This window comes from Acetobacterium paludosum (genome assembly GCF_008086595.1).
Classification (GTDB): domain Bacteria; phylum Bacillota; class Clostridia; order Eubacteriales; family Eubacteriaceae; genus Acetobacterium; species Acetobacterium paludosum.
Genome location: NZ_RXYA01000005.1, coordinates 182,246 through 206,581, shown reverse-complemented (window position 1 = coordinate 206,581; position 24,336 = coordinate 182,246). Strand labels below are relative to the sequence as shown.

At 38.9% G+C, this 24,336-nt stretch carries 25 protein-coding genes; 21 read left to right on the top strand and 4 right to left on the bottom strand.

Features of this window, described 5'->3' with window-relative positions; genetic code table 11:
• Positions 1-15 precede the first annotated feature (15 nt).
• The 18 genes from FZC41_RS07330 to FZC41_RS07245 all read left to right on the top strand — a co-directional run bounded on the left by FZC41_RS07330 (position 16) and on the right by FZC41_RS07245 (position 15,396).
• Positions 16-366: a phasin family protein gene (locus FZC41_RS07330; protein WP_186855140.1), complete on the top strand. Its 351-nt coding sequence runs from the start codon at positions 16-18 to the stop codon at positions 364-366.
• Complete coding sequence (locus FZC41_RS07325) at positions 353-1,984, top strand: ABC1 kinase family protein (RefSeq protein WP_148566745.1); 1,632 nt, start codon at positions 353-355, stop codon at positions 1,982-1,984. The genes FZC41_RS07330 and FZC41_RS07325 overlap by 14 nt, the downstream gene beginning before the upstream one ends.
• A 220-nt stretch (positions 1,985-2,204) precedes the next feature.
• Positions 2,205-2,594, top strand: coding sequence for a GntR family transcriptional regulator (locus tag FZC41_RS07320; protein ID WP_148566744.1), 390 nt, complete (start codon positions 2,205-2,207; stop codon positions 2,592-2,594).
• A complete protein-coding gene (locus FZC41_RS07315) occupies positions 2,575-3,270 on the top strand; it encodes an ABC transporter ATP-binding protein (protein ID WP_148566743.1) in 696 nt (231 codons plus the stop codon). Before FZC41_RS07320 ends, FZC41_RS07315 begins: the two co-directional genes overlap by 20 nt.
• Positions 3,264-4,088: an ABC transporter permease gene (locus FZC41_RS07310; RefSeq protein ID WP_148566742.1), complete on the top strand. Its 825-nt coding sequence runs from the start codon at positions 3,264-3,266 to the stop codon at positions 4,086-4,088. The genes FZC41_RS07315 and FZC41_RS07310 overlap by 7 nt, the downstream gene beginning before the upstream one ends.
• A gap of 94 nt (positions 4,089-4,182) precedes the next feature.
• Positions 4,183-5,115, top strand: a complete 933-nt coding sequence (locus FZC41_RS07305; RefSeq protein WP_148566741.1) for an efflux RND transporter periplasmic adaptor subunit — start codon at positions 4,183-4,185, stop codon at positions 5,113-5,115.
• A gap of 1 nt (position 5,116) precedes the next feature.
• Positions 5,117-5,845, top strand: coding sequence for an ABC transporter ATP-binding protein (locus FZC41_RS07300; RefSeq protein WP_148566740.1), 729 nt, complete (start codon positions 5,117-5,119; stop codon positions 5,843-5,845).
• Positions 5,832-7,082, top strand: a complete 1,251-nt coding sequence (locus FZC41_RS07295; RefSeq protein ID WP_148566739.1) for an ABC transporter permease — start codon at positions 5,832-5,834, stop codon at positions 7,080-7,082. Before FZC41_RS07300 ends, FZC41_RS07295 begins: the two co-directional genes overlap by 14 nt.
• Before the next feature lie 169 nt (positions 7,083-7,251).
• Complete coding sequence (locus FZC41_RS07290; protein WP_148566738.1) at positions 7,252-8,172, top strand: ROK family protein; 921 nt, start codon at positions 7,252-7,254, stop codon at positions 8,170-8,172.
• 93 nt (positions 8,173-8,265) lie between these two features.
• Positions 8,266-8,427 carry a rubredoxin gene (gene rd / locus FZC41_RS07285; RefSeq protein ID WP_148566737.1) on the top strand — a complete coding sequence of 54 codons (162 nt, stop codon included), beginning with the start codon at positions 8,266-8,268 and terminating at the stop codon, positions 8,425-8,427.
• A gap of 218 nt (positions 8,428-8,645) precedes the next feature.
• Positions 8,646-9,971, top strand: a complete 1,326-nt coding sequence (locus FZC41_RS07280; RefSeq protein WP_207725032.1) for a PocR ligand-binding domain-containing protein — start codon at positions 8,646-8,648, stop codon at positions 9,969-9,971.
• 12 nt (positions 9,972-9,983) lie between these two features.
• A complete protein-coding gene (locus tag FZC41_RS07275) occupies positions 9,984-10,646 on the top strand; it encodes a cobalamin B12-binding domain-containing protein (protein ID WP_148566735.1) in 663 nt (220 codons plus the stop codon).
• An 11-nt stretch (positions 10,647-10,657) separates the two neighbouring features.
• Positions 10,658-11,278, top strand: a complete 621-nt coding sequence (locus tag FZC41_RS07270; protein WP_148566734.1) for a GTP-binding protein — start codon at positions 10,658-10,660, stop codon at positions 11,276-11,278.
• The gene (locus FZC41_RS07265; protein WP_148566733.1) at positions 11,279-11,755 is read left to right on the top strand and encodes a hypothetical protein; all 477 of its coding nucleotides are present in this window, start codon (positions 11,279-11,281) and stop codon (positions 11,753-11,755) included.
• Positions 11,756-12,033: 278 nt separating this feature from the next.
• Positions 12,034-12,423, top strand: coding sequence for a B12-binding domain-containing protein (locus tag FZC41_RS07260; protein ID WP_148566732.1), 390 nt, complete (start codon positions 12,034-12,036; stop codon positions 12,421-12,423).
• Between the two features lie 21 nt (positions 12,424-12,444).
• Positions 12,445-13,824, top strand: coding sequence for a methyltransferase MtaB domain-containing protein (locus tag FZC41_RS07255; RefSeq protein WP_148566731.1), 1,380 nt, complete (start codon positions 12,445-12,447; stop codon positions 13,822-13,824).
• 81 nt (positions 13,825-13,905) lie between these two features.
• Positions 13,906-14,568, top strand: coding sequence for a cobalamin B12-binding domain-containing protein (locus tag FZC41_RS07250; RefSeq protein WP_148566730.1), 663 nt, complete (start codon positions 13,906-13,908; stop codon positions 14,566-14,568).
• Positions 14,569-14,598: 30 nt separating this feature from the next.
• Positions 14,599-15,396 (top strand): methyltetrahydrofolate cobalamin methyltransferase, encoded by a 798-nt coding sequence (locus FZC41_RS07245; protein ID WP_148566776.1) that lies wholly within the window; start codon positions 14,599-14,601, stop codon positions 15,394-15,396.
• Positions 15,397-15,585: 189 nt separating this feature from the next.
• Here FZC41_RS07245 and FZC41_RS07240 read toward each other — a convergent pair whose 3' ends face one another.
• Positions 15,586-16,275 carry a DUF554 domain-containing protein gene (locus FZC41_RS07240; protein WP_148566729.1) on the bottom strand — a complete coding sequence of 230 codons (690 nt, stop codon included), beginning with the start codon at positions 16,273-16,275 and terminating at the stop codon, positions 15,586-15,588.
• A 188-nt stretch (positions 16,276-16,463) separates the two neighbouring features.
• Between FZC41_RS07240 and FZC41_RS07235 the strand changes: the two genes are divergently transcribed.
• From FZC41_RS07235 to ppx, 3 genes are read left to right on the top strand one after another with little or no spacing between them, the layout of a single operon-like run.
• Positions 16,464-18,017 (top strand): Ppx/GppA phosphatase family protein, encoded by a 1,554-nt coding sequence (locus FZC41_RS07235; RefSeq protein WP_170253895.1) that lies wholly within the window; start codon positions 16,464-16,466, stop codon positions 18,015-18,017.
• Complete coding sequence (locus FZC41_RS07230; protein ID WP_148566727.1) at positions 18,014-20,128, top strand: RNA degradosome polyphosphate kinase; 2,115 nt, start codon at positions 18,014-18,016, stop codon at positions 20,126-20,128. The genes FZC41_RS07235 and FZC41_RS07230 overlap by 4 nt, the downstream gene beginning before the upstream one ends.
• Positions 20,128-21,657, top strand: a complete 1,530-nt coding sequence (gene ppx / locus FZC41_RS07225) for an exopolyphosphatase (RefSeq protein ID WP_148566726.1) — start codon at positions 20,128-20,130, stop codon at positions 21,655-21,657. The genes FZC41_RS07230 and ppx overlap by 1 nt, the downstream gene beginning before the upstream one ends.
• A 72-nt stretch (positions 21,658-21,729) precedes the next feature.
• Here the strand turns inward: ppx and FZC41_RS07220 are convergent, their stop codons facing one another.
• From FZC41_RS07220 to FZC41_RS07210, 3 genes are read right to left on the bottom strand one after another with little or no spacing between them, the layout of a single operon-like run.
• The gene (locus FZC41_RS07220; protein ID WP_148566725.1) at positions 21,730-22,443 is read right to left on the bottom strand and encodes an ABC transporter ATP-binding protein; all 714 of its coding nucleotides are present in this window, start codon (positions 22,441-22,443) and stop codon (positions 21,730-21,732) included.
• Positions 22,430-23,233, bottom strand: a complete 804-nt coding sequence (locus tag FZC41_RS07215; protein WP_148566724.1) for an ABC transporter ATP-binding protein — start codon at positions 23,231-23,233, stop codon at positions 22,430-22,432. The genes FZC41_RS07220 and FZC41_RS07215 overlap by 14 nt, the downstream gene beginning before the upstream one ends.
• Positions 23,230-24,336, bottom strand: a complete 1,107-nt coding sequence (locus FZC41_RS07210; RefSeq protein ID WP_148566723.1) for a branched-chain amino acid ABC transporter permease — start codon at positions 24,334-24,336, stop codon at positions 23,230-23,232. Before FZC41_RS07210 ends, FZC41_RS07215 begins: the two co-directional genes overlap by 4 nt.

Here is a 24,336-nt window from a genome sequence, read left to right as displayed (position 1 = left end):
CAAGGAGGAGAAAACATGTTGGAAAATATTGGTGAAGATTTAAGAAGAATATTTTTGTTTGGAGTTGGAGCTGTGGCTACTACGGCTGAAAAATCTAAAGAGCTTATTGATGAGCTTGTGGTAAAGGGTGAATTAACGGTAGAACAGGGAAAAGTATTAAATGAAGAGTTGAAACACAATATTAAAGAAACGATTAAGGACAATGTTACGGTGAATGTTATTCATCCAGAAACTCCACCAACAGTTGATACGGTTGTTGAAAACTTGAATAAAATGACACCTGAAGAAATTCAAAAGATCAAAGAAACAATTGAGATGATGGAGACAGAACCATCTGAAAAAAGCGGAATAGATGAGTGTCAGTGATCCAATCACAATAATGGATGAACTGAATAATAAAAAAATAGACACCAATGGAAGAAGACTTGGAAAAATCATTGCTATTCTTATGAAACATGAAATTACCAAAGGGCTGACCCCGGAAAAATTGAGACTGATCATCGAAGATCTGGGGCCGACCTTTATTAAGATCGGTCAAATGATGTCCATGAGGCGGGATGTTTTGCCTTATGATTATTGCCTGGAACTTGAAAAACTAAGATCCCAGGTAAAACCAATGCCTTTTGAAACTGTTATAAAAATTATTGAAGAAGAATACCAGCACCCGGCAAAAGAAGTTTTCCGCGTGATCAAAAAAGAACCTTTAGGTTCAGCCTCCATTGCCCAGGTGCATGAGGCTGAATTAAATGATGGATCAAAGGTTGTTATAAAGGTTCAACGGGTGGGAATCTATCGGATAATGGCTCAGGATGTTGTGCTTCTGAATCGAGCAACCGGGATTTTAAATGTTGCCAGTGGAATTGGTGATGTGATTGATTTTAAAATGATTGTGGATGAGATGTGGAGCACCGCTCAACAGGAAATGGATTTTTTGATCGAGGCTCAGAACGCTCAATTGTTTTATGAATTCAATGCCCTCATTAATTATATAAGTTGTCCTCTCATTTACAAGCAGTTTACGACTTCAAAAGTATTGGTCATGGAAGCTGTCGAGGGCATTGAAATTGATGAAACAGAGGCCTTATCCGTGGAAGGGTATGATCTGCAGGAAATAGGGAAAAAGTTGTCGGAAAATTATGTTAAACAAATTATTGACGATGGCTTTTTTCATGCCGATCCTCATCCGGGTAATATCTTCATTCGAAATGGGCAAATTGTCTGGATCGATTTGGGAATGATGGGGAGATTATCCAAACGTGAGATGGGCGTTTTAAGACGTTATGTCAAGGCTGTTGCCACAGGTGATGTGGAGATGCTCAAAGGTGCCGTTTTAGCTTTAGGCGTTCACAAGGGGAGACGAATTAATCAGCCCCAATTGTATGAAGCGATTGCCGGCATGCTTGAGGAATATGGAACGGAAGAATTCAGCAACATCAACATGGGTAGATTGCTGGAAGAAATATTGCGCATTGCCAGTGAGAACCATATTGCAATGCCAGGCGGCATCAGTATGTTAAGCCGTGGAATGATAACGATTGAAGGCGTTATAACGACGGTATCTCCAAGTACTAATATTGTAAATATTATGGCAAATCACATTGCTGGTCAGGAAGCTGGTGGTTTTGATTTAAACAAGATTATTGAAGACAATGGACGTAAGTTTATCATATCTAGTGAAAAAGCGATTAGTGTACCAGGACAAATATCGGATTTTCTCAGTCTTGCGAACAAGGGACAGATTAAGGTTAATTTGGAGCTTATAGGATCAGAGGAGCCACTGGCTGAAGTTGATAAAATGGTTAACAAGATTGTTGTCTGTATTATCAATGCTGCTTTGTTGATCGGATCAAGCTTTATTGCAACCACGGATATGACCCCAAAGCTGTTAGGAATCCCCGCTTTAGGGACGATTGGTTATATAACAGCCATTATTCTTAGTGGCGGCCTGATGATTTCGATTCGTAAAAAGAAAAAAAGACGGTGAAATGCTTAGTTGACAACCTCGCCCTGGAGACAACGGATGTTACACTTGTCTTCAGGATTTATTTTTGCATTTTAGCTACTTATCGACAGTTTGTAAACTCGGATTGCGAGTTTATTTTTATTTTTGTCAAAAAATCGAAAAACCATTGACAAAACTTACAAATAGTATTATTGTATTAAGCAAGCAGTACAACAATACAATAATACAAAGGAGGACGGCGATGAAATGGTACATTGATTCAGATCGACCTATTTATAAACAACTGGTGGAACAAATTGAGCTTAGAATCATTTCAGGAGTTTATTCACCAGGAGATAAACTTAGTTCAGTAAGAGATTTGGCAATGGATGCTGGCGTGAACCCCAATACCATGCAAAAAGCATTAGCAGAGCTTGAAAGAATGGATCTTGTTTTTGCACAGCGAACAAGTGGCAGATATATTACGGAGGATAAAAAAGTGATAGATGAAGTAAAGAAGGCTTTAGCTTTTAGAGAAATCGAACAGTTCTTTGAAAAAATGAAACTGCTTGGCTTTGGAAAAGAAGAAATTTTGACATTGATTAAAAAGGTTGAGGAAGGGGAAAACAGCAATGATAATACTAAGCGCTAAGAACTTGACAAAAAGTTTTGGCAAGAAGATTGCCCTTTCCAACGTAAACGTGGAGATCCCCAGAGGCCGAATTATTGGATTACTAGGACCAAACGGCAGCGGAAAAAGTACATTTTTAAAATTGGCAACGGGTTTACTTGTTCCAACGGAGGGAGAAATAACCATTGATGGGGCAATTCCGGGCGTTGAAACGAAAGCTAAAACATCCTATTTGGCAGAAAGAACCTATCTAAACGGTTGGATGCGGGCGGAAGATATCATCGCTTTCTTTGAAGATTTCTATGAAGATTTCAACCGCATCAAAGCGGAAAACATGTTGAAAGAATTGAACATCAATCCCAGTGATCGATTGAAAACCATGTCCAAAGGAACCAAAGAGAAAGTTCAGCTGATTTTGATTATGAGCCGTTCGGCAGAACTATATTTATTAGATGAACCGATTGGCGGAGTCGATCCGGCTGCAAGGGATTACATCCTCAATACGATTATTACCAATTATAAAGAGAATGCATCAGTGATCATTTCAACGCATCTGATTGCCGATATCGAGCAGGTGCTGGATGATATTGTTTTCATTTCAAAGGGAGAAATAACCATGACATCCACAGTCGATGAAATCAGGGAAAAGTATAATAAATCAGTGGATGGATTATTCAGGGAGGTGTTCAAATGTTAGGAAAGTTATTTAAACATGAAGTAAAGGCGACGGGAAGAACTTTTTTACCGATGTATGGCGCGTTACTAATATTAACAATTTTCACAAAAATGGCATTAACCATTGGGGCACCGGACTTTTTTACCGATGATATTGCAACAGGCCCGGTTGCAGAAGTCATTTTGGGAATCACTTTTACTCTATATGTCATTGTCATCACGGCATTATGTGTGATGACCTTCGTGGTTATTATACAACGGTTTTATAAAAATCTATTTACTGATGAAGGCTATTTAATGTTCAGCTTACCAGTTAAAACCTGGGAACTGATATTGTCCAAATTATTGGTGGGATTAATGTGGTCAGTCGTTTGCTGTTTAATGCTGGTTATTTCTATTTTTATTCTTTCATTTGGAAGTTTTTCAATGATGGAAGTGGTTCAGGATATCAACATGGCTTATACCGATTTTAATACTCAGTTTGGAATGAGTCTTAATATAATTTTATTTGAATTATTCTTATGTATGCTTGTTAGTGCGATTTCATCCATCCTGTTGATTTATGCTTCTATCTCTATCGGGCAATTGTTTAATCAACATCGTGTTTTAGCTTCTTTTGGAGCCTATATTGTGATTACCATTGTTTTACAGATCATTGTATCGATTATACTGGTAGCCGTGCCCCTTCTGGCTAATCTGGATATACTTTTTTCGGGTATTGATGGGATAAAAGCAGCACAGTGGTTTATCAATGGCACAACCTTAATTAACTTGGCATTATGTGTCATGTTTTATTTTTGCACTCAGTATATTATGGAAAAACATTTGAATTTGGAATAAATTAATAATAGAATAGAAGTGATTTTGAAACAACAACAAAAATTATTTAAGAGGGAGAAGTATGATTTGAATTGCATCCAGATCATACAAGAAAATGATGAAGAAAAAAGGAATAATCCTGTGTATTGTAATCGGAGCAGCCATTGTGATTGGCGGAGGAGCTTTTGTTTATGCCGGCTCACAAACAACAAACACCACTGGGACCATTGTAAAAACATCCCCGCTTGCAAAAGGAACCCTTCAAAATACGATTTCGGCGACAGGGGTTGTGGAAAGCACCACAAAAGTCAAAGTGAGTGATGCCAGTGGCGATAAGATCGAAAAAATATATGTGTCTGTTGGTGATTGGGTTGGTAGCGGAGACTGGTTATGTCAGCTTTACAACAAAGCCACGGATACCTATACCAATGTAAAAGCGGATACCAGTGGTACCATAACCGCTGTGAATGCCATCAAAGGAGCGATGGCCAGTGGCGAGCTTTTTACGATTGAAGACACCAGTGATCTTAAAGTTCGAGGAAAAATAAAAGAGGTGAATTTAAACCTTATTCATGAAGATATGGCGGTAACGGTGAAATCTGATGCCACCGGAGATCAGACTTTTTCGGGCAACCTCAGTAAAATCGCACCAACAGCAATAGATACGCAGCCTTCAACAGATGCGACCACAAAAAACGCTGAGTTCGAAATCCAGGTTGATCTTCCTGCAAATGTTCAGGGACTTAAAATAGGGATGACCACCCGGTTGAGCATTATAAGTGAAGAAAAAAATGATGTCTTCAGCGTTCCCTTCGATGCTCTGGTTACGGATAACTCGGGACAGGCATGCATTTATATTGCAAAAGAAAATCCGGATAAAGCGGGTACCTGGGTAGTTGCATCCATTCCGGTCACGCTCGGTATGGAAACAGACTCGCTTGCAGAAATATCTGGCGACCAACTCACTCCCGGTATGGCGGTTATTGTTCAACCCCAAGCGCTGCAACCAGGCAATGCGGTTTCCCTAGAAGCAGGAGCAACTGTATAATATGAGAAAAAAAATAATTGAAATGAGAGGAATTGTCAAATCTTATTATCTGGGAACTCCTAATGAACTGGAAATTCTCCACGGAATTGATCTCGATGTTTATGAAGGCGAGTTTTTGTCCATTGTCGGGGCTTCTGGCTCTGGAAAATCTACCTTAATGAACATCCTTGGAGCATTGGATCGCCCCACTCAGGGACATTTTTTTCTGGATCAACTTCCGATGGAAAATGTCAAAGATGAGGGCTTATCAAAAATACGAAATGAAAAAATTGGTTTTGTTTTTCAGACCTTTAATCTGATCCCCCGTTCCTCAGCGTTGAATAATGTGGCTCTCCCGATGCTCTATGGCGGAAAATCCCGAAGCGTACGGACAAAACGGGCAAAAGAACTGCTTGAGTTAGTTGATATGACTGCACGTTCCCATCATCGCCCCAACGAATTGTCAGGCGGTCAAAAACAGCGGGTCGCCATTGCCAGAGCGATGGCCAACGATCCGGCCATTATTCTTGCAGATGAACCCACCGGGGCATTGGATACCCACACGGGTCGGATGGTCATGGATATTTTTCACCGTCTCCATCAGGAACAGGGAAAAACGATTATTCTGATTACCCACAACACCGAATTAGCTCTGGAAACAGAAAGAACTATCCGCCTCAAGGATGGTTCAATTGTGGAAAATAAAATTAATGAAAAAATTCAGTTGGAGGGAAGCTATGAATCTGCTTGAAAATATTCGGCTGGCTCTGGAAGGTTTAAGAGCGAATAAAATGCGGGCCCTTTTAACGATGCTGGGAATCATTATTGGGATTGCTTCGGTTATGGCAATTTCAACTCTTGGTTCGGCGATGACTGGTTCTGTTTCAAAAACAATGGACAAAATTGGTGGAAAAAATATTTCGGTGTATTTAACTCCTAAAAATTATGATTCCCAGGCCACTCTGCAGCCGGAGGATTACATCACTCAGGATGAGCTTAACAGCTTTAAAGAAACTTATGCTGATCAAATTAGAGCAATCAGCCTTTCAAGCAGTCTTGGCTCCGGCAAGCTTAACAGCGGGTATGTTCACAAAGATGTCAGTGTCACTGGAGCAAACCCGGATTATCGTTTAGTTAATAACATCAACCTGGTTCAAGGGCGCTTTATTTCTGATCGGGATATTCAAAGTTCCAGAAACGTCATCATCATTGATACCACCCTAAGAAATAATTTGGTTGGTGTCAATGGCGATCCAACAGGCATGGATATTACGGTAGAAACTAAAAATACCAATGAAACCTATACGATTATCGGAGTATATGAAAAAGTAGTTATTGACAATCCGTTATTCAATATGGGAGATGATACTCGGATTGAGTGTTTTATTCCGATTACCACGGCAAAGGCTCTGAATTCTCAATCTACTGCCATTCCAGGCTATGAAAATTTTACGATCATGGCTTCAGCAAATACCGACACGACGGCTTTTGCTCAAATTACCAAGCAGTATTTTATCAAAAATCTGGGAGCCTTATCCGACTATACGATTGAAGCTCAAAGCATGGAAGCCATGGTCAGTGAAGCGACAAGCATGTTGAGCACCCTCTCACTTGGCATTTCAGTAATCGCCGGAATATCTTTGCTGGTTGGGGGGATTGGGGTGATGAATATCATGTTGGTTTCAGTAACCGAGCGGACAAAAGAAATTGGCATCCGGAAGGCTTTGGGGGCGAGAAACTCTGCCATTCGCAGTCAATTTATCATTGAAGCGATTATTATTTGTCTCATCGGCGGAATTATCGGAGTGGGCCTCGGCTCAGTTCTTGGGGTATTAGGGAGTTCATTGCTGAAATTTCCGACAACTCCACCTTTTACTCCGATGATCATCGCTCTTTGTTTCTCAATGGGTATTGGTGTTTTCTTTGGCTATTATCCTGCCAATAAGGCCGCAAAGCTTGATCCCATTGATGCCTTGCGTTATGAGTAATAATTAATTTAAAGTGCTGGAATCATACGGACAATTGTTAATCAGTTGTCCGTATTTCAATTTTAAAACAATCACTTGACTTAAATGTTGGCAACTGATTAGGAAAAAAACTGCTGATATATACAAAAATCGTGTTATAATTCAGTAAAATAAACAGTGAGGTAACAGCATGGGAATAGGAATCGATTTAGGTGGGACGACCATTAAAGGCGGAATAGTGAATAACCAGGGGAAAATTCTGCTGGAACGTTTAATTAAAACGCAAAGTCACCGCGGATATTCTGAATTGCTGAATGATTTGTTGACATTGATCAAAGAATTGCTTTTGTATGCCCCAGATGAGCAGTTGATCGGAATTGGAATTCCCGGTATTTTGTCTGGGGATGGGGCGATCGTGGTATCTTGTCCGAATCTGCGATGGAAAAATGTGACATTGAAAAAAGACCTCGAAGCTAGATTAACACAGGAAGTCAACCTGGTAAATGATGCAACAGCGGCCGGTATTGCCGAAGCGGCTTTTGGGAGTACTCTTGGGAAAACGAGTTCGATGATGATTACGTTGGGAACAGGTGTGGGAGGGGGGCTCATCCTTAATGGTCGGATCATTTCCGGCTCTCATGGCGTTGCAACCGAAGTGGGACATATGCTGATGGAGAAAAATTTCTATTCCTGCGGTTGCGGTAAAAACGGATGTCTGGAAACCTTTGCTTCAGCGACCGCTTTGATTCGTTATTGTAAAATGCGGATGGAGCTTGGCGTTGAATCGTCCTTGACCACTGAAGAAATGCTGGACGGAAAAATAATCATCGATGCGGCAAAAGCCGGTGACCCTTTGGCGCTGGAGGCGGTTAATCGGCTTGCCAAGTACTTAGGTTGGGCAATCGCCAATATTAGTGACATCGTTGATCCTGAGATTTATACGATTGGTGGAGGATTATCTTATGCGGGAAATTTTCTGCTTGAAAAAATACGCATGGAAACATTAAAACGGCTAACCTATCCACAAAATGCCGTGCCGGAAATTGTTTTAGCAATGTTCAGAAATGAAGCAGGAATGATAGGCGCGGCAAACCTAAAAAGATTCATTTGATTTAATTTAAAATAATTCATAAAAAAGATTGAAATATTTCTCAGAATAAATATAATAGAAATATAAAAAGACTATGAATAGGAGAAAAATAAAATGCAGAAATTTGAATGCGATGTATGTGGTTATGTTTATGATCCAGCTTTAGGTGATCCTGACAATGGCGTAGCTCCTGGAACAGCTTTTGCTGATCTTCCAGAAGATTGGGAATGCCCAACCTGTGGCGTTGGTAAAGATGATTTTTCAGCGATAGACTAATATTATTGTTTAAAAAGGAGCTTCGGCTCTTTTTTTTGTACAAAAAATTAGTGCTGGAATTCCGCCAACACCAATTATTTGGTATCAATAAGAATACAAGCAACACAAAATAATACAAATAAAAGCAATAAATTACCTATTAATATAGTTGAAAATGAGATATCCTTACAACATAGGGAATTATACGTTTACAATTCTTTGGAATAGGCGGGCTAATTATGAAAAAAGAGTTTAATAATAAAAATTGTTTTACACTATCCAATCGGGCACGATTACTGCAGCTAGTTGATAAAGATATTATTGTCAAAATATTAGATGCTTTTACTAAGGTAACCGGTTTAACAGCAAATATCGTTGATGTGGAAGGACACTCGATTTTTTCAAAAAAAGATGCTCAAAAAAATTGTGAATTTTGTCACATGATATGGAAAATGGAAAAAAAGAAAGGCATTAATCGTTGTGTGGGTGCCTATGCCCGTGCCGGGAAACAAGCAGCTATTTTTGATGAACCCTATATTTTCAGATGCCCTGCTGGTTTAATTGAATGGGCGGCACCGATTATTTTTGATGAAGAATATTTAGGAACCATCATCTGTGGACAGGTTTTAATGTGGGAGCCGGAAGAATTCTTCTGGATTGAATTAGAAGAAATGAATCGATGCCTGACCGATGATTTCAAAGACTTATTTATAGCAGCGAAAAAGCTGCAAGTCGTTTCAGGTGATAAGGTTCAGGGGGCAGCATCACTTTTGTATGTGATTGCAAACTATATCATCAAAACGGGATGGGAAAGCTTACATCAAAAAAAAGAATTTGAATTGCAACAACTTTTACTAAATGAAGAGATTCAAACCCGAAAAAATCTTGAAGAGAAACTCAATAGCCAGAGTCTAAACTTTTTTTTCGAAAAGGAAAAAGCACTTATTGGAAAAATAAAGTTAAATGATTTGGAAGAATGTCGAAAAATATTCAAAGTGATGCTGGCTGATATTTTTTCTGAGGGTGGAGAAAAAATTCTAAAAATTAAAGGCCGTGTTTATGAATTGATCGTGGTGATGTCACGAGCTTCTATAGAGGCAGGTGTTGATATTGAAAAGTCGATTAGCTTCAATGCAAACTTATTGCAGGAATTGAACAGCTGTTACAGCATCAGAGAAATAAATATTGTGGCAACATCATTATTGGAACGTTATTTGGATGAAATTCAGCATCATCACAAATCAAAAAACAGAACCGCAATTGAGGGAATCAAAGGATTCATTCGGAATAATTATGATAAAAACCGTACCCTTGAAGAGATTGCGGATTCTGTTTATTTAAGCCCTTTTTACGTCAGTCGAATTTTCAAAGAAAGTCAGAACATAACAGTTATGGATTATGTGACAAAGGTTAAGTTGGACGAAGCTAAAAAAATGCTGAGAAATCCCCGTTATAAAATCGAAGAAATCGCTATGACATTGGGTTACAGTGACGGCAGTTATTTTTCAAAAGTTTTTCGTCGTAATGAAGGGATGACCCCGACACAATTTAGACAAAACCTTTAAAAGGAGAAAAATATGGATGTATGCTTAAAAAAAATTCAGGATGGAATCATTGATGGTAATGCAGAACTTGTCAAGAATTCCACGGAACAAGCGTTAATGCAGGGGATTGATGCTGATATGATCATAAGAACGGCATTGATTCCAACGATGGAAAAAATTGGCAAGGAATTTAAGGCAGGGGATATTTATATTCCGGATGTGTTAATGTCATCAAGAGCAATGCATGCCAGTCTCTATGTTCTAAAGCCACTGCTGATCGAAACAAATCAGAGCAAAAAGAAAGGCATTGTGATTATTGGGACAGTTGCCGGAGACCTCCATGATATCGGAAAAAACATGGTTTCAATGATCCTGCAAGGGGATGGTTATGATGTCATTGATTTAGGAATCGACGTTCCGGCGGCATCCTATATTTCGGCAATTCTACGATATAAACCAGACATTCTCGCGATGTCAGCACTGTTAACAACGACCATTGGAGAATTTAAAAATGTCATTCAAGCGATCATCGACGAAGGATTGAGGGACAGGGTTAAGATCGTAGTTGGCGGCGGACCGGTAACCCAGGATTACGCTGATGAAATCGGCGCAAATGGTTATGGAAAAGATCTTTTTGAAGCCATTGAGGTGGCAAACAAACTATTGGGAAATAAGGAAGGTTACTTTAATGTTTAAAAGGTGGAAAAATGATAAAAAATAATCGCCCGGAAGTTATTCTGTTTACCGGGTTCCTGGGCTCCGGTAAAACAACCATGCTTTTAAAAACGATTGAAATGGCTTCGGTTTATCAGAAAAAATGCGCAATTATTATCAATGAAATTGGTGAGGTGGGTATTGATAATCGGCAGATGCGCATGTTGGGCTATGATGTTCTGGATTTGTTTGGCGGTTGTGTGTGTTGCACAATGAAAGTAACATTGGAGGCGACAATTAATCACTTGCTAGAAAACAACGATGATTTAGATTATATATTATTTGAACCATCCGGTGTGGCAGATCCATTAGCTTTATATGAGGCCATAACCAATTGTGGATATGCTGAAAGTGACATTCAGAATATTTTTATTTTCGATCCAACCAGGATCGACTTTTATCAAAAACATTTAAAAACACTGTTTTGGGATTCTGTGAATTTAGCAAAATATGTAGTGATCAACAAAATTGATGAGGTATCAAAAGAGAGAACGGAGGAAGCAGCAGAGATGGCAGCATCGATTAAACCCGGCATTAAATCTTTTAAAATGAACTTAAACAACGAATTAACGTCTGAATTTAGCCAATATCTTATGGGAAAGGAGGTAAGCTAGATGTATCAAGAGGAGTTTCTTCCGGTTGTTTTTAAAGTTGAACTGAGATCAGAGCAATGCTTATCAGTAGAAAAGTGGCAGAAGCTTATTAATACCATTCTGCGTTCATATGTGGATGATATTTCAAAAAATGAGGAATGTTTGATTGGTCACATTAAAGCATTAGCAGAAATTGATAAAGCGAATTTTATTAAATATAGTTGTATCAATGATTTGAATCATATTAACAGCGAAGTTCATTGTAAGCAAAATAATATCAATAAAATAAATATGATCATCAACTCGCTTGTTTCAAATATCAGCGAAAATGAAAGTTGTCAGTTTTTAGAAAAATCCTGTCTGTTAGCTGAAAAAGCCGGCGATCAGATAAATATCGAGATTGTAAAAAACGAGAAAATAACAATCAAAAAAACGCATCATCATAAAGAAAATGAAGTCTGCCCAATCTGCGGGGAGCATCATCTACACAAAGATTGATCAAGACAAATTATGATTGAATAGTATAACCATCAATATTTACAATAAATAGTGCTGGTTATAGTTATTTTTTGGCGATATTAATGCAGAAAGCAAGATAATACCGAATAGAGTGAAAATCGTCTAAAGACGAATGATAAATGATACGGTAAGATAAGAATATAAAATATTTATTTTAGTAATCCTGTCAGGACTAAAAATAAAAAAGAACGTTAGAGGAGGGGTAAGGAAATTTAAAAATAACAGATTACTGCTATTTTAAATTGTTGGAGGATTATATGGATTGTAAGGCGTTGATAGGGCATGTTAAAAATTTGGAAGAAGAAATAGTTGTGGAAATATTAGATGACTTTATTGCTCGTAATCCAACAAGAGATGAAGGAATAAATGTGATGAAAGCGTGCCAAAAGGGGACTGAAGAAGTTGGCAGGCTGTTTGAACAGGGGAAGTATTTCGCCGGGGATCTGTTATTTGCCGGTGCGATGTTAAAAGAAGCCAAAGCGATGCTTCAGCCAATTATTGGAGAGGATCTTAATTATTTAAAATCCGGTAACATTACCCTTGGTCCAGTGTACGGAGATGCATCTGAACAAGGAGAAGAGATTTTAGCAAAAATCGTGAGAATGGCGGGTTTCGTTGTGGTTAATTCAACCGTTAAAGTTTCATAAATAAAATTTTGGAGGAAAAAAATGGCTAAGAAATTTAATCAACTGGCATATCGTAATTTAGATGATTTTGTATATGGGTCCAGCCCCAAACCGGTAACGACAAAAAGTGGTATGGTTATTGGCGGTGGAACGGTTTATCCTGAAATTAATTTCACTTTGCCGGGAATGGATATTAATGATTCAACTATAAAGAAGGCAGCAACGATTTATTCAAATATTATCGACGGCGTTTTGAAACGGGCAGCTGAATTATATACACCAGGCGTTTTAGTAGAATATGAAACGCTTCCTGATTTTACAGAGCATCCCAAGTATGGAATCGAAATCAATCGTATTCTCATAAACAGCATGAAAGAAGCAGCTGAAAAATACGGTTTAAAAACAGCGATCCGAACAACCCCAAATGATTTAAGAGAAATGAACCGCCCGCCAGTGATGCGGAGTGGAAAATACTGGGATACCATGCTGGAGCTTTTTGAGCAGAGTGTAAAAGATGGATCTGATTTTATCTCCATTGAATCGACAGGTGGAAAAGAAATCAATGATTCTGCATTGGTTAAAGCGGATATTCGAAAAGCTATTTTTGCTTTAGGTGTACTGGGCTGTCGAGATATGGAATTCTTATGGAAGAATTTGGTGGATATTGCCGGTCTCGGTAAAGATTGTTATGCCGCTGGTGACTCCGCATGTGGCTTTGCCAACACCGCCATGGTATTAGCTGAAAAAGGATTTATCCCACACGTTTTTGCAGCAGTCATTCGTGTGATTGCAGTACCAAGAGCGCTAGTGGCTTTTGAACAAGGAGCTGTCGGACCAAGCAAAGACTGTGCTTATGAAGGACCCTTCATCAAGGCCATTACGGGATGTCCAATTTCCATGGAAGGTAAATCAGCAGCAGGGGCCCATTTAAGTCCGATTGGCAATATTGCGGCAGCAGTAGCGGATACTTGGAGTAATGAATCAATTCAACAGGTTAAATTACTTTCAGAAATGGCTCCGATTGTAGGTATGGAACAATTGATTTACGACTGTCGATTGATGAATGCGGCAACCGAAAATGGACAACAGCTGATTTTTAGAGATTTACTGGTAAAATCTGATGCCGCATTGGATGTTCAGGCTTACGTTCTTAAACCGGATGTTGTTTTTAGAATTAGTGCTGAGCTGGTAAAAACACAAGATAATTTTCTGAGAACAAAAATGGCTGCTCAACTCACGGTAGCAGAATTAAAGAAAGCAATCAATGAAGGAAAAGTTAAAAGTGATAAACGCGATATGAAATGGCTTGATAAAATGCAAAAACAAATTGATACGATTCCGGATGATGCCATCGAATTCTACAATCAGATAAAATCAGAGTTGGATATGGACAAATTTATTCCCAGCGAATATGGTTTATAAAAAAATGATGCGTTAAAAGAGAGTAAGACAAATAACGAGAACGGTAAAAATAAAAATATAAAAATTCCAGGAGGTATTAAAATGGCAACTTTAGAGAATGTTTCGCAATGTGTTTTAGATGGTGATTTGGATGAAATTAAAGTATTGGTACAAGCATTGATTGATGAGGGTATGGATCCGATTAAGATTATCAATGAAGGTCTGATTGCCGGAATGAATATTGTTGCTCCTTTATTTAAAAGCGGCGAGATGTTTGTACCGGAAGTAATGGAATCCGCGGATACAATGAATGAAGGCATGAAACTGGTTAAACCGTTGATAATGGATGCCGATATGCCAAGTAAGGGGAAAATTATCATCGGAACCGTGAATGGCGATTTACATGATATCGGAAAAAATCTTCTGATTATGATGATGGAAAGCAATGGGTATGTCGTTGTTGATTTAGGTGTAGATGTCAAAGAAGAAGATTTTGTCGCAGCTGTTAAAAAACATCAGCCTGAAATCGTAGGGATGTCATCTTTACTGACGACGACGATGATGAAAATCGATTCCACCATCAAACAATTAATCAAAGAAGGGGTTCGCGATCAAGTTAAAGTTATCATCGGCGGAGCACCGGTCACGCAGGAATTCGCCGATGATATAGGCGCCGACGGTTATTCTGAGGATGCTTCAACGGCAGTTGATCTTTGCGACAGAATGATGTATGAAATTTGCGGACAGCAGGCAATCAGTGCTTGATTTAGATGAAAAGAGGAGGCAATAATCATGCTGACAATTGTAGGAGAATTAATTAATACGAGTCGGAAGTCGGTAAAAGAAGCAGTAATGAACAAAGATAAAGCGTATATCTGCAATCTTGCCGCTCAACAGGCTAAGGCAGGTGCAACTTATATTGATGTAAATTGCGGCAATATGATTAATAATGAAGAGGAAACAATGGCATGGCTGGTCAATAGCATTCAGGATGAAGTTGATCTTCCCTTATGCATTGATAGCCCCAGCGCAGCGGCACTTGATGTCGGTTTGGCATTGTGCAAAAATGGTCGTCCGATGATCAATTCGATATCTGATGAGGAGGAACGATATGATTCAGTTTTACCGCTGATAAAAAAATATGACGCTAAAATTGTGGTATTGTGTATGGATAGTACTGGGATGCCGGTTACGGCGGATGATCGAATTAAAGTCGTCCGAAATCTTCATGAGAAATTGTCGAATGAAGGTATTGCTGGAGATGATATGTACTTTGATCCATTGGTGAAACCGGTCAGCAGTGTGGGTACTGCCGGAATTGAGGTGCTTGATACGATAAAGAAAATAAAGACAGACTTTCCGGATGTTCACTTCATGTGCGGACTCAGTAATATTTCATATGGTCTGCCGAATCGGGGTATTCTCAACCGCTTGTTTGTCGTTCAAACCATGACGTTAGGAATGGATGGATACGTACTGGATCCGACCAATGCCAACACAATGGCCGATATTGTGACATCCAAGGCGTTGCTTGGGTTGGATAACTATTGTGGTGGTTATATAAAAGCACACCGCCGGGGACTGCTCATCTAATTTTTAACATTAATTCATTACTCCAATAAAATAAATATGACTAGAAAAATATATTTTAACTACAATTGATTATCATTGTATGCGTTTAGGTCGGACCGGTTTTGCCAGTCCATCAAGAGACACACAGGGTGATAAGACAATTGTAGTTAATTTTTTGAAAAAAATCTGATGAGAAAAAGAAACCATGAATTACAACCCCAAAAGACTAGTAATCCAAAGAATAATTATGGGCATGATGATGGACGGCAGGAGATTGCCGACTTTGAATTCTTTGATCTTCAGCATGTTTATTCCAATGGCCATGATCAGAATACCCCCAACAGCATTCATTTCAGTGATCATTTCAGTTGAAAGGAATGGTTTGATTGAATTGGCCAGAAGAGAAATGCTGCCCTGATATAAAAAAACCGGAATGGCCGACAGTAGAACGCCAATGCCCATGGTTGAAGAAAGAATCATGGCAAAAATTCCGTCCAGCAGTGATTTGCTGAGTAAAATACTGTAGGTTCCGGTAATGCCGTTTTCGAGTGAACCCATTATTGCCATTGAGCCGGTGCAGAATAATAAGGAAGCACTTACAAAACCAATGGATACGTTGTTATTGCTTTTTCTCATTTTTGATTCAAGTGTATCTCCGATGCGTTTGAGCTGCTTTTCGATATCAATGAGTTCGCCAACAATGGCCCCAAGCAAAAGGCTCACCAGCATCAAAGTAATATTTTCAGTTTTAAGAGCCATAGTAGTGCCAATAATGACGACGCCCAGACCCAGTCCCTGAGTAATGGTTTCGCAAAGCCGCTGAGGTAAAGCCTCTTTTAATAAAAGGCCAATAAGACTGCAGAAGACAATAGCTGCTGCATTAATAATTGTACCGAGCAAAATTTTTCCTCCTGATGTTGATAGTTATCTTTATATTGTAACATAGAATAATAACCGCTGACACAATAACAAGTAGTTGGAAATAACTCAATATAAAAAAAAGTTAAAAAGGTCGTTCTTTCTAGACTTTTAACATCCATTTTATATAAAATATGATAAAATGATAGAAAGATTTGGGGGTGATGGTAATGTTAAAACGATTTTCAGTTATCTATATCGGTTCCAGCAGATGCGAGCTGATTGTTGGACAAAGGGGAAAAGGCTGCATTAATATTCTAGATCGGGCGATGTACCCTATCAGTTTTGGAAGCCAGAGTTTTGCAAAGGGAGAAATCAGCTTTAAATCTGCGTATGCGTTGTGTCAAACAATTAAAGAATATATTGAGATGTCAAATGCATATGCTGTCGAATCGATAAAAATATTTGGGACAACGGCGCTCCGCGAGGCGAAAAATCGGCTTTACATTCTAGAGCAGATTAAAATTAACACAGGTGGTTATGAAGTCGAAATATTGGAGAAAGAAGAAGAAATCCATTTAATATATCGTCATATGGTTTTAAAATGTGATTCGGCCTTTAACATTACCGGTGATAAGACTGAAGATCAGATGTTTGCCGCAATTTCAAGTGGCAATGTATCGGTGGCATTGCTGAAAAATGGGATCATTGACTATCATCAGACGGCTGAGCTGGGGTATTTAAAAACAAAAGAGATTCTTAAGTCCATTGAAGAAAACGCAGAGCGATTCGAGACCCTGCTGATGGAATTCATTTCAACATACACTCAAGATATTGTCGAAAACATTCAAAAGCGAAAGGTAAAAAGGCTATTTGTATCGTCACATGAAGTCAATGTTATTGCGCAATTATGCGGCTTTACAGAACATCAAGAGTATTATATCGTTAATGTAAAAGAATTTAAAAAGCTGTGGAAAACAACCGCCGATCTTACCGCGAACCAGCTAATGAAACAAAACCCGTTTTTGGATCAAAATGAGGCCGAAACGCTGAATCATACCCTCGCACTTTATTTGAAATTATTGGTTGAAACCGGTGTTGAAACCGTTGTATTGGTTCCGATGATGATCGGAGATGCCTATTTGGATTTCGAGTTTCAGGTCATCAAGAAACAACAATTGTTTGAATGGATTGAAGAGGGGAGTTACTATTCAGCAAAGGCGATTGGCCAAAAATATCACACGAATCAAAAGCATGCCGAATTTGTTGAAAGGATGAGCCTTAAAATATTTGATTCTTTGAAAAAGTATCATCAGTTGGGTAAACGTGAACGACAGTTGCTATCCATCCTGTGTTATCTACTTGAGGTCGGCAGTTTTATTGATCACAAAAATTATCAGGTTCAAAGCCGGCATATTATTGAGACAACCGATCTTATCGGTGTCACCCAAAAAGAAAAAGCTCTTATGGGTAAGGTCGCTGAAGCAGTGAAGACCAGTTTTCTCTCAAATGAAGAAGAAAATACGTATTCAAAGGATGAAGATGAGCAATTAGTCCTGGCAAAACTTGCGGCGATATTAAAATTGGCGATTGCCCTCGATAAAAGCGGCCAACAGAAAATTCAAAAGCTCCAGTGTCATTTGAAAGAGGAAAAACTGATTGTTGAAGTGACAACGGGAAAAAACTTTCAACTGGAAGAGTATTTTTTTAAAGCGAGCAGAAATACAATGGAAGAAGTATATGGCATTAAACCAATATTGAAAATTAAGAGGGTAGAGTCATGAAAAATAAATTATTTATCAATCGGGAGATTAGTTGGCTGGATTTTAACTACCGTGTTTTAGAAGAGGCCTATGATAAAGGTAATCTTATTATGGATCGGCTGAAATTCCTGGCTATAACAGCATCCAACCTGGATGAGTTTTTTATGGTGCGGATGGCTGGTATTATGGATCAGATCAATGTTGGCTATAGCAAGAAAAGTATTGATGGCTTTACCCCGAAAGAACTCCTGACAGATTTGAGGAAAATCACTCAGGAGATGATGGATCGCCAGTATACCTGTCTTGCTAAATCAATTATGCCTGAGCTTAATCAAAATAATGTGTTTTTTTTGAATTTCGACGAACTTAATGAAGAAGGCAAAGATTTTGCACTCCATTATTTCAGACATGAATGTTATCCGGTATTGACTCCCCAGGCTATTGATAACAGCCGTCCATTTCCATTGGTAAAAAATAATCGGGTTTATCTTTGTATCATGCTTCATGACACTGAATTAAAGAATAAAGATGAGAAAGATTATATGGTGATTCTGGAAATCCCAAAAGTGCTTGATCGAATCATTGCTTTGCCGAAATCACAGGAGGCAAAAGAATTCAATTATATTTTTATAGAAGATTTAATCAGTCCATTTGTTAATGAACTTTTTACAGGATATGATGTCAAACAAGTCACTGAATTTCGAATTACCAGAAATGGCGACCTGGCAATTGATGAGGATGAAGCAGAGGATTTGCTGATTGAAATTGAAAAATCAATTCAGCAGCGTAAATGGGGTGCCAGCATAAAGCTGGAAGTCTCGAAGACGATGAGTAAAAAAATGAAAAAGTGGCTGATGAATGAGTTGGAAATCGAAGAAAATGAACTCTACGAGTTGAAGGGAAATCTGGATCTAACCTGTTTTATGAAATTTCAGGGACGGCCTGAGTTTGAAGATTTAAGGGAACCCCGATATATTCCGCTGATGTCAAATGAATTTTATGGACGTGAAGACATTTTTGATGTTATTCGTGAAAAAGACCGGCTCTTGCATCATCCCTATCAGTCATTTAATACAGTCATCGATTTTGTACGTACGGCAGCGTCAGACCCTGATGTTTTGGCAATCAAGCAAACCCTTTATCGCGTCAGCGGAGATTCCCCTATTATTGAAGCTTTAATTCAGGCTGCGCAGAATGGCAAACAGGTCACGGTTTTGGTGGAGCTCAAAGCTCGTTTTGATGAGGCCAACAATATTGTTTGGGCGAAAAAGTTGGAGAAGGCCGGATGCCATGTCATTTATGGATTGGTGGGTTTGAAGATTCACTGTAAGATGATTCTGGTTGTTCGAAAAGAGTCAGACGGAATAAGGCGTTATGTTCACCTAGGAACGGGAAACTATAATGATGTTACCGCAGCCCAATATACTGATTTAGGAATGTTTACGGCGAAAGAAAGCTATGCTTCGGACGTGTCAACATTGTTTAATCTTCTTTCGGGTTATAGTCATTATACTTTATGGAAAAAAATTGAAGTGGCACCTAAAACTCTGCGAAATGCCTTTTATTTAGCGATTGAAAGGGAAATTGATAATGTGAAAATGGGTGAGAAAGGAAAAATTATTGCCAAAATGAATGCCCTCATCGATGAAGGCATCATTAATAAACTGTATGAGGCATCCCAGGCCGGTGTTGAAATTCAACTGATTGTGAGAGGCATGTGCTCAATTATTCCTGGAGTCCCCAAAATAAGCGAGAATATTACCGTTCGCAGCATTGTCGGAACTTATCTCGAACACAGCCGAATCTATTATTTTTATAATCAGGGAAAAGAAGACATTTTCCTATCCAGTGCAGACTGGATGGAACGGAACTTAAACAGGCGGATTGAAACTCTTTTTCCCGTGGAAGATGAGGATTTGAAGAAAAAAATTAAACATATTATTGATATTACATTAAGAGATACAATCAAAACACGGTTGATGACCGAAACCGGTGAGTATCAGCGTATTGATAAACGCGGTAAAGAATTGCTTTCCTGCCAAAAATATTTTTGTGAAGAAGCACAAGAAGAAGAATCAGAAGCGGCAAGAAAAGCAATGCTGCTTAGTAATGATATGGGAGGAAAAAAATAGTGGTAAGACATAATATTGGAGTAATCGATATTGGATCCAATAGTGTTCATCTGGTGATTGGTGAATATTTTAACAATGAATATTTCCAAATAATTGATGACGTTAAGGTTAATGTGCGTCTCAGTGAAGGAGTCGCAGAAACAGGATGCTTGCAAAAGGAACGTATGGATTTTGGCCTGGAAACACTATCGATGTTCCAGAGTATGTGTGAGGCATATGGCATTGAAAAGGTGATCGCTGTTGCAACGGCGGCGATTCGAAAAGCTCGAAATGGAAAAGACTACGTGGCAGAGATCAAGAAAAAAATCGGCATGGATGTTGAGATTATTTCAGGTGAAAAAGAAGCCGCGATGGATTATCTAGGGGCCATCAATACGCTTGAGATTAAAGACGCATTACTAATGGATATCGGAGGTGGGAGTACCGAATTTGTCCTGATAAAGAATCGCAGGAAGCTTGCTTCCATCAGCCTACCTTTGGGGTCTGTTGATTTATCCGAAAAATTTGATCTTGCCGATGAGATATCGGAGAACAAAATCAACGTGTTGGATCAATATCTTAATAAACTTTTTGAAGAAATTCCAATTTTATCAGAGGCCGAAGGACTTCCTGTTATCGGCGTCGGGGGAACGATTCGAAATGTGGCAAGAATTCACCGTAATATGATTGATTACCCGATGGAGATTGAACATAACTACCATATGAAACCCGGTGAAATTAAGCAGGTCTGTGATTTGGCTGCAGGGATGAATTTGGCAGAGCGCTCAAACCTTAAAGGGCTTTCCAAGGGGCGAACGGATATTTTTGTAGGATCCAGTCATATGCTTGAACGGGTGATGCAGCATATTGATTCTCCGGAGCTGGTCATCAGCAATGCTGGGATTCGGGATGGCATTATTTTTGATTATTTTGGCTATAATGAAGAAAATCTGGTTTATGATATTTTTGAATTATCATTATTGGATATTGTGCTTAATTATAATGTGAATATTCCACATGCCTATCATGTTCTGAAACTCACAAATGCATTATTTGACCAGCTGAAACCATTGCATGGGATAAGCCGGGATGTTGGAAAAATGATAAAAGCCAGTGCGATGCTTCATGATTCTGGTATTAAAATTCAATATGGAAATCACCATGAGCATAGCTTTTATATTATTCTCAATGCGGGTTTAGTGGGGATTGAACAAAAAGATATTTTAATGAGTGCCTTTATTGCACTTAATCATCGTACGAACAAAAAGATTAAGGTTTCTGAAGAATATGTAGACTTGCTTCGAGAAGAGGACCGTCGATTAATTGATCAGCTGAGTCTTTTTTTGCAAATATCTGAATATTTGGATCGCAGTATGGATGGGGTTGTAAAAGAGTTGAATTGTGTGATTATAGATAAAGAAGTTCAGTTGAATGTTCTGACAACTGGACATTCTGTTTTTGACAACATGATTGTCAATGAATGCGGGAAGAAATTCAAACGTGTCTTTAATAAAACTTTGACAATAAAAAACAAGGTGATTCCTCAATAATATTAAAAAGAAAAGCTCCGATTATTTTTTCTAAAACAATCGGAGCTTTTCACGTTGTAAATATATTGAAAATTATTTCTTTCGTTGGCTTTTCCCAAGGTAAGCTTCCTTGATGCTTTCATCATTAAGCAGTTCTTTACCAGTACCCTGCTTGGTGATTTTTCCTGTTTCCAATACATAAGCATAGTCTGCTATTTTCAATGCCGAGTTAGCATTTTGTTCAATCAGGAGGATCGTCATACCCTCTTTATTCAAAGTTTGGATGATATCAAAAATACCTTTAACAACCAGAGGTGCTAATCCAAGAGAGGGTTCATCCATCATGAGAAGCTTTGGTCGGCTCATCATGGCACGACCGACAGCCAGCATTTGCTGCTCACCACCAGATAAAGTTCCGGCCAGTTGCCAGGAGCGTTCTTCTAAGCGAGGAAAAAGATTATAAATCATTTGGATATCTTCTTTAAGACTGTCTTTTCGCATATATGCACCGATTTTAAGGTTTTCAAGCACCGTGAGATCTGGGAATACATGACGACCTTCGGGAACCAATGTAATTCCTTTGTCAACAATTTTTGTTGTATCCAATCCCATTAGTTCTTCACCAAAATAGCTGATGCTTCCTGATTTTGATTTAACAAGATTAACGATGGAACGTAGGGTTGTGCTTTTTCCTGCCCCATTTGAGCCAATCAGGGTGACGATACTGCCTTCTGGTACTTCAAGGTCGATACCCCTGACTGCTTCAATACCGCCATAAGCGACTTCTAAATTACTAATCTTCAACATCTTCGTCTACCCCCAAATATGCTTCAATTACCTTAGGATCATTTTGAATTTCATTTGGATTTCCTTTGGCAATGGTGCATCCGAAATCTAATACATAGATATGATCCGAGATTTCCATAACCAAGTCCATATGGTGTTCAATCATGAAAATAGTAAGATCGAAATCGGTTTTCAATTTAAAAATAAGATCAGTTAATTCATCTGTTTCCTGTGGATTCATTCCGGCTGCCGGTTCATCAAGAAGTAAAAGCTGAGGATTTGTAGCAAGCGCCCGAGCGATTTCAAGATGTCGTTGTTGCCCATAAGGTAGAGATGAAGCCTTCTCGTTTTTCAGGTCGATCAGTCCCATGCGTTCCAAAAGAAACTCGCATTTTTCTTTTGCTTCGCGTTCACCTTTACGGGCTTTTGGCATGCGCAACATAGCAGATAAAAAACTGTAATTAATATTTAAATGAGTTGCAATCAGAACATTTTCTAAAACAGAGAGATCACTAAACAACCGAATATTTTGGAAAGTTCTGGCAATACCCAGGCCGGTAATTTTATCAGGCCTTTTTCCGCTGATGTCAATTTCAGAGGCGACACCGGCGCTGTCTGTAGGCGAAAAAAGAACCTTTCCGCTGGTCGGAGTATAGACGCCGGTGATCACATTGAATGCCGTCGTTTTTCCGGCACCATTTGGACCGATCAAGGCAGCCAGTTCGCCTTTTTTTATGTCTATATTTAAATCATTGACAGCGATAACCCCGCCAAATTGCATGATGACATTTTCAGTTCTTAAAAGACTCATTTACTGTCACCTCCTTGTGCTGATGCCGCTTTTTTCGTAAACCGTGATTTGATAGAGCGGTATTTGTTAATGATGAAATTCCAGGTGAGCTCATTGGTACCCATTAAACCTTTTCGGTAAAAGAGAACAACAACCATTAGCAGAAATGAGAAAACGACCATTCTCAAGCCAGGCCTGAAAATAGGAAGATCTAATCCGAAGGCCATGGGTTCATCAAGGAAGCGAAGCGCTTCTTGCCCTAAAGTTACAACAAAACTGGCAATAATAGTTCCTGAAATACTGCCCATACCACCAAGAACAATAATGAGCAAAAAGTTATAAGTTAAGGTGAAATAGAATTGTTTTGGATCGACTGTACCCAGAAGTGCTGCGTATAAGCCACCGCCAATTCCCGTAAAAAAGGCGCTGATTAAAAAGGCGGTCATCTTTGTTTTGAATAAACTAACGCCCATCGCTTCAGCGGCAATTTCGTCTTCTCGAACGGATTTAAAGGCGCGTCCATAGGAAGAATTTATAAGCAGGAAACACGCGATAATGACAATTAATGCAATCCCGAAAGTCCACCAAAGACTGTTGATGGTTGGAATGCTTTTGATTCCAAGAGCGCCATTTGTAATGGTTTGAGTATTGGTGAAGATAATTCTGATGATTTCAGAAAAACCAAGTGTTGCAATCGCTAAATAATCCCCTCGAAGTCGAAGACACGGTGAACCAATTAGGAAAGCAACGCCAGCAGATAAAAATCCACCAAGTATGAGTGCGACAACAAATGGCAATTGAATATTTGCTAGCAAGGGTGCCATCGGCGCCAGGTAAAATATAGTTGAACGGAGTCCGACCGGAACGGTGAATATAGCAACCGTATATGCTCCTATGGCCATGAAACCAGCCTGACCCAGGGAAAATTGTCCGGTAAAACCATTAACTAAATTCATGGATAAAGCCACAATTGTATAAATCGCGCTAAGATTTAAGAGTCTGCGCATGAAAGAATTAACAAATTGATCCGCAATACCGATACCAATTAAAACTAAAACTAAAAAAACGACTGTTTTCCAATGCTTTTTTAAGTAGGCACCTAAACTGTTCTGAGTATTTTTCAT